Origin of the sequence: Pseudomonas sp. Irchel 3E13, from assembly GCF_900187455.1 — a bacterium.
In the GTDB taxonomy this organism is placed as follows: Bacteria; Pseudomonadota; Gammaproteobacteria; order Pseudomonadales; family Pseudomonadaceae; genus Aquipseudomonas.
This window is the reverse complement of the sequence record NZ_FYDX01000007.1, coordinates 433,722-440,235: the sequence shown is the minus strand read 5'-3', so window position 1 is coordinate 440,235 and position 6,514 is coordinate 433,722. Positions and strand designations below refer to the sequence as shown.

The 6,514-nt window shown below is 59.7% G+C and carries 5 protein-coding genes and 1 pseudogene; 1 reads left to right on the top strand and 5 read right to left on the bottom strand.

What is annotated here, in order from left to right; all coding sequences use genetic code 11:
- On the top strand, positions 1 to 109 hold a 109-nt coding region (locus CKW37_RS15020; protein WP_135192744.1), incomplete at its 5' end, for an IS3 family transposase.
- Positions 110 to 313: 204 nt separating this feature from the next.
- Here the strand turns inward: CKW37_RS15020 and CKW37_RS15015 are convergent.
- The 5 genes and pseudogenes from CKW37_RS15015 to CKW37_RS14995 all read right to left on the bottom strand — a co-directional run bounded on the left by CKW37_RS15015 (position 314) and on the right by CKW37_RS14995 (position 6,327).
- A complete protein-coding gene (locus CKW37_RS15015) occupies positions 314 to 1,213 on the bottom strand; it encodes a site-specific integrase (RefSeq protein WP_256587759.1) in 900 nt (299 codons plus the stop codon).
- 512 nt (positions 1,214 to 1,725) lie between these two features.
- Positions 1,726 to 1,962: pseudogene (locus CKW37_RS15010) on the bottom strand (magnesium chelatase domain-containing protein); the annotation flags it as partial.
- Between the two features lie 159 nt (positions 1,963 to 2,121).
- Positions 2,122 to 2,952 (bottom strand): hypothetical protein, encoded by an 831-nt coding sequence (locus CKW37_RS15005; RefSeq protein WP_095156486.1) that lies wholly within the window; start codon positions 2,950 to 2,952, stop codon positions 2,122 to 2,124.
- Positions 2,953 to 4,638 carry a PXPV repeat protein gene (locus CKW37_RS15000; protein WP_095156485.1) on the bottom strand — a complete coding sequence of 562 codons (1,686 nt, stop codon included), beginning with the start codon at positions 4,636 to 4,638 and terminating at the stop codon, positions 2,953 to 2,955. It lies immediately after the preceding gene.
- A 15-nt stretch (positions 4,639 to 4,653) separates the two neighbouring features.
- Positions 4,654 to 6,327, bottom strand: coding sequence for an OmpA family protein (locus tag CKW37_RS14995; RefSeq protein ID WP_256587758.1), 1,674 nt, complete (start codon positions 6,325 to 6,327; stop codon positions 4,654 to 4,656).
- Between the last annotated feature and the right edge of the window lie 187 nt (positions 6,328 to 6,514).

Here is a 6,514-nt window from a genome sequence, read left to right as displayed (position 1 = left end):
CGATTACATCGAGATGTTCTATAACCCTAAACGCCGACACAGCAGTGCTATGCAGCTGTCTCCAGTAGAGTATGAGAAACGCTATTTCCTGAGCTTGGAGAGTGTCTAGGAAACCAGGGGCGATTCACAGTAACGGTAGGCGCTCCAATAGCGGCGGACCTAATTTTCCACTTGAAACCAAGCTAGAAAATTTACGGATGTCCGTGCCTGCCCCCCCATGGTAAAGTAGTAGGGTCAGGTTTAGAGGCGTTTCCCTTATCCCATAAGTTACGCCAGAGAATGTCAGGTTCGGTAATGATGCGGAAGGCATTTCTCAGTCCTGTCCGGAAAAAATTCCGAGAAATGCTCTAGTGAAGGTGTTAGCTAGTTCCTGCTTTATAGGTGTTTTTTCTACAAATTTTATGTATCTAAGTGCCGTTGATTCATGCTTGTGTAACAAAGCATCCTTTACGATCGCTACTGCGTGAATTCCACCGCCGGCACTTATGGCGAGTCGTGCTAGTTCCGTAGCGAAGGTACAACGTGTTTGGTGAAAACGGAAGTCACGCATCGTTTGGAGGCCATTTGCCAATGCAGCCTTTCTAAAATTATGCATCTCCACATTTATTGCTACAGATTTATTCGAGCCACGTTGGGCATACGGATTGCCAAAACGTGTTAAAAATACGAGGTCTTTACAGTCTGAGGAGGCCTTAATTTCTCGTTTAAGGCGGTGTTCGCTGTGCGAGTAGCGAATAAGCTCTTCTAGTAAGTCTTTTGTGATCCAGACTTGACCCGTTATACCAAATTTTGTCGCTACTGAGGGACTTGCACCTGGACCTACCCCTAATCGATATAGATTTTGATCACATGGGTCTGGTATTGCATTCGTCAACGTTTTTACTTTGAGGTCCGTCAATGTTTGAATCCTCATGCCAGTAAAAAAGCCACAGGTTAAAAGAAGAAATAACTCTTCAGATGCCTGCTTGCGGGCGAAGTTGAGGATTTGATTACGGTCGGCGGCCGATACAGGAAGTAGGCCATCTTCAAGCCGCTCACCTGGCCGTGATCGATTAGGAATCGACAGATCAGTGGTGGTAACTGCAAGGGTGCGCTCAAGACCGAACGAATTAGTGAGGTGTATACCTATCGTCCGTTCAAGCCACATAGGCCAATCCGGAGAAAGAAGGCCGGTAACTGTGAGCCAGCGATAAAAGCCAATGACTACTCGCATTCGTTGCGATACCGTTGATGGGGCTAGTTCTGAGTTATCCCTAGCCTCAACGAGGGTGCCGCGATAGCGAACTAAACATCGGTGCTCCCTACGAGCAGGAAAGTCCCACCAGGCACTGCCTGATGCTTCCAACCAATTTGCATAAGCATGCAAGCATGTTGCCTTTGCTTGCACCGTCTTCAGGTCAACATCTTGGTTGCACGCACTCTCCATGAGCCAGAGGTTTGCTTCACGCCACGGGTTTCCGTCCGCCCAAAACAGCTGAGGTAGCCCCTTAATTACGCGGCCGAGTACCACCGCCGTCCAGTGTACTCGACCCTCTGAAAGCTCTGAGCGATGGGGAATGTGATTGATTGACTCAAGTCGCGCCATGAGTGCCTACCCGTTCGTGACGGTCAATGGACAAGCTTGGGCTTAGCAAATATGTATCGACGGAAGCGTAGCTTAAAAGTTGAAAACGTCCATGAGTGAACTAAGTACTATGTGGCGTCCATACCTCCACCTAATCTGTGGCCGCCGTCCTTCGGCAAATCCGCCGGCGCCAGGTTGAGGGTGATCCGCCGCGCCGGAAACTCCAGCTTCGAATTGAGGATCGCGCTGCGCACCCGGTCCTTGCTTTCCTTGACCGTGGCTTCAGGCAGGCCGACCAGCGTCAGGGTCGGCAAACCGTTGGCGAGGTGGGCTTCGATGATGACAGGCGGGGCCAGCACGCCCACCTGGGCGCGGCTGTGGACGAGGGCGAGGGACATGAACGCTCCATGATCGATACGACGCCGCGTCGTGCGGCTTTGCAAGGATAGTGGCGGGTTCACGGGGTGCAGGCGGGAGAGTGAATCCGGGTGTTGCCGAGGGCGATCAGGTCGTTCCCGAAAAAAACACCCGCCGCCTGTAGGCGGCGGGTGAGGGGGTTACTTCAGGTCGACGTTCAGGCTCGGCGTGCCGAACGCAACGAGGCTGGCGTTGGAGCCGCTGAAGTAGCCTTTCCAGAAGCCTTCCAGCAGTTCCATGGTCTTTCCGGAACGGTAGGCCTGTTTCACGTCCTTGGTCACCAGCCCGGCACCGGCCACATAGACGCGGGCGCCTTGCAGGTCGGCGTAGAGCTGTTTCTCTTCGACGCGCTTGAGTTCGGCCTGGGCTTGCAGGTCACGAATCCGGTTGTTCACGTAGAAGCTGCCGAAGTCGCTGTTTTCCAGCATGTCGGAAATCAGCAGGATGACCCGCTCTTGCGCTGGCTGGGTAGCCAGGTCGTTGCCGATGTCACGCAGCGAATGGAAGATCTCGCTGCGCGGAATGTCTTCGGACGCTTCGCGCAGGGCGCTGACAAAGGCGCCGCCGAACTTCTTGCGGAAGAAGTCCTGCTGCTGCGCGACGCATTTGTCGAACGTGCGCAGCGACGACATGCCAACGCTGTCGCGGACCTTGCCTTCCAGCGGGGTGTTCAGCTCGCCGGCGAAACGCAGTTGCATGAACTGGTTGGGCAGGAACGCCGAGAAGCTGTACAGACGCACCCGGTCGCCGGGGGCGACGAAGCGGTTGATCTGGGCCCAGGTGGCTTTCTGGATGCTTTCGGGCATCGGAATGGTCTGGTCGACGATCACCGTCAGTTCACGGCCCGACGCCGGCTGGCGGAAGTCGCTGACCTTGGCGTAGCTGTAGCAGTCGGGAATTTCATTGCGCTCGGCCGCCTGCGCGAACGCAGGCAGGCACAGCAGCAGGGCGAAAAAGGGCTTGAGCTTCATTCAGATCCCTTCGAATTCTTTGAGCAGGATTTGATCGGCGCGGATCTTCAGTACCGCTTCCGCGTCCAGGCCCTTCTTCTCGCTGACTTTGCGCAGGTCGTCTTCGCTGAAGCGGGTCAGGTCCATGGCGCGCATCGCGTCCAGGCCACCGGCTTGCGCGGCGGGTGCTGCCTGCTCGACCGCTGCTGGCTGCACGGCGGCGACCGGCGCTGGCGCTGCAACAGGCTGTGGAGCAACGACCGGAGCGGGTGCTGCGACCGGCTGCGGTGCAACCACAGGCTCGGCAACCACCGCTGGCTGCGGCGCCACGGCAACCGGTGCCGGCTGAGCTACAGGTTGCGCAACAGGCACGGCCACGGCGGGTTGGCCGGCGGCGGCTGCGGCGAGCGTGGCGTCACGGATAAGCGCTTCTTCATGCATGCGCGAGGCGTAGACGTTGAAGTCGCGACCGTGGGCGCCGCTGATGGCTTCCTGCACTTTGCGGTCGGTGGTCGGGCGCTGCGACAACTTCAACTGCAGCATGCGCAGCTTGTGGTCGGCGTGGGCGGCGATGCGGGTGCGCTGGTTGTCCATCCAACGCTCCAGCTCGGCGGCGTTGTTGAACTTGTGGGTGTACTCCCAGGCCTTTTTCGACTCGGCGCCGGCGAAGCCGAAGATCGACGCCAGCCAGACGCTGACCGCCTGGATCGAGATGTAGATCACCGAGAGCACCACGAAGGTGATCAACGAGGCGCTACGGATGGCGTCCATCCGGTCGTCCAGGGTCTTGTCGCTGGCTTCCTGGTTGACCGAAGCCGACTCGGACGGCAGCTCGAACGGGCTGGCGCTGCCCTCGTAGCTCTGCTCGGCGAACACATTCGGGTTGCCGACCATTTCGGTCTCGATGCTCTTGAGCTGGTAGGCGCGGATGCCGAACGCGGCACAGGCCATGATCAGCACGACCACGGCGCAGCCGATGATCATGCCGTTGCGCGGGGTGACGGTCTGGTTGGTGGTCAGACGGGCCAGGATACGGTTGTAGTCCTTGGCGCCCTTGTCGTCGTGGGTGTCCTTGATGCGGTGGCCCGGCTGGATCTGCTTGAGCGGGGTGTTGCCTTTGTCCGGGTCGATTTCCCACCAGTGGCGGGCTTTTTTCACCAGCGAGTTGTGGTGGATGGCGCGACCGGCCGCTTCAGCGAGGCCCGCCGAGAGCACCGAGAGCAGGAAGGCGGCGATCCAGGCCAGGTAGGTCTGGTCATTCGAGGAGGCGTTCTGGTTGATGAACGGCACCAGCACGTAGGCGAAACCCACGGCCTCGAACATGATCAGCAGGAAGATCAGCACCAGCACCCAGGTCGGACGCTCGCGACGACCACCTTCGCCGATGGCGTCGAGATAGGCTTCGGACTTGTTGTAGTAGTCGGCGTTCTTCTCGCCGATTTCCTTGTAGTAGTCGTAGTAGTTGTTACACAGCGCTGTCTCGTTCTGGAGCCAGTTCTTGTTGTCGATGATCATGCCGTCACGCGACAGCCGTGCGACGGTGCCGATCAGCGGGAAGCCGTGCCACACGCGCATGGCGAAGTAGCTGACCTGTTCCCAGTAGACCTTGATCAGGATGACCGAGAGCAAGGTTGTTACCACCGCCCCGGTGATCAGCTTGTTAGCCCCCGCGAGGGCCATGAGCGCTTTGAAGCTCAAGTCTTCCATTGTTCGTTCCTTGTATCAGGTGCGGGTGGGCACGTAGCGGGCGGAGTAGGTTTCACCGGAGCTTTTCGGGTAGAACAGCACCCCGTCAGTGGCCTGTGAGTTGCCTTTGCTGAACACCACGTCCATGCAGGACAGCGGTGCCTTGGGGTTCTGGATGAAGACGCGGTAGAGCACGCGGTCTTGGCCTTCGTAGGTGTTGGCCACGGCGTTGACCTTGCTCAGCGCCTTGCGGTTGCCCTTGTCGTAGTTTTCCACGACCTGGATGAACGGCTGGCGGTCCACCGCAGCGGATTCGCGCAGGATGGACACCGGCGAAATGGTCACCAGGTGGCCGTTGACCGTTTCAGCCCAGACCCGGTTGTTGTAGCCGGGCAGGTAATCGGTGGTGGCACGGTTTTCCACGGCTTTGCCGCTGGCCAGGTTGAACACCTTGCCGCTTTCGCGCGGCTGGTCGGCTTCACAACTGCTCATGGGGATCTGCGACGCCTGCGCGCTGGAGATCAGGGCGAAACCACCGCTCTTGGGCGTGATGGCCTGGCCCAGGGTCCATTGGTTGGTGCTGGCCGGCTTGCCACCGAAGTCCACCGCTGTGCCTTTGAACGGGCTGGCGGAGCTGGTCGGCGCTTTGGCCGAGGCGACTTCGCTGGACTTGCCTTGCGTGCTGGTCACGACCGGCGACTGCGCCGTGGACTCGCTGCTGGTGTCTTTGCTGGTGTCGGTTTTCGCGACGGTGGTGCTGGTCTTGTCCGTCCCGGTCTTGGCGACCGTGGTGGCGGACTTGTCGCTGCCGGACTTGGCAACGCTGGTGTTCTTGCTGGACGCGGTTTTGCCGCTGCTGGCGGTCGCCTTGCCTTGAGCCGGGGCGGCCGGCGCCGTGGTCGACGTACCGTGGGCCAGGTATTTCGGGTTGTTCTGCTCGGCGTTGATGCGCTTGACCAGGGTCTGCACGTCATTCACTTCGACGATTTCCACGCGGCGGTTTTTCGCCCGCTCGGTGACGTCGGTGTTGTCGGCCACCGGACGCGAAGCGCCCGCGCCCTGGAAGTACATGCGGTCGGCGCTGATGCCCTGCTCGGCCAGAATGCTGGCGACGGCGCGGGCGCGTTGTTCCGAAAGCTTCTGGTTGGTGGCGGCGCTGCCGGTGGCGTCGGTGTGGCCGACCACCAGGATGGCCGTGGTGTCTTTCTCACCCGGCTTGCTGGCGAAGGCGCTGGCGAGCTTGCGCACCTGGCGCTGGCCGTCGGCGGTCAGGGCCGCGCTGCCCAGCGGGAACATGCCCTGGTCTTCGACCTGGGCGACGAAACCGGCGTCTTCCGGTGCGGCACCGGGTTCTGCGGTCTTCAGGGTTTCGGTCTGCAGGCGCAGGTTCTCTTCCTTGGCGACCTTCTCGAGCTTGTCGATGCGGTTCTTGTACACCAGTGCGATGCCGCAACCGGCGGTGGCGCCGATGAGTGCGCCGCCGATGATCGAGCCGTTGCCCTTTTCCTTCTTGTTCTTCTTGACCATGGCGCCGGCCGCAGCACCCGCGACGGCACCGATGGCGCCGCCGGTAATGCAGTTGACGCTTTCACTGTGGCTGGCGGCGAAGTCGTGCACGGTGGCGCAGCCACTGGTGACGAGGGTGATGGAAAGGGCCAGGGCCGTTGCACGGAAAGTCCGTGAGCCGATCGGATTTTGAGAGGGGATCAATGGTGCGCTCCTGGTGCTCACGACAGAACCTCAGGGCGCTCGCGAAGGGGCGTAGTGAAGATGGTCATCCCTGAAGCAGGCAAGGCGAAGCCTTGTTGGCTTCGCGCGAACGCGCATTTCATCACAGCGGGTGATGGCGCTTCAATGGCGTCAAGAAAAAATCATTACTTGATGTGGCCAGCGTTCG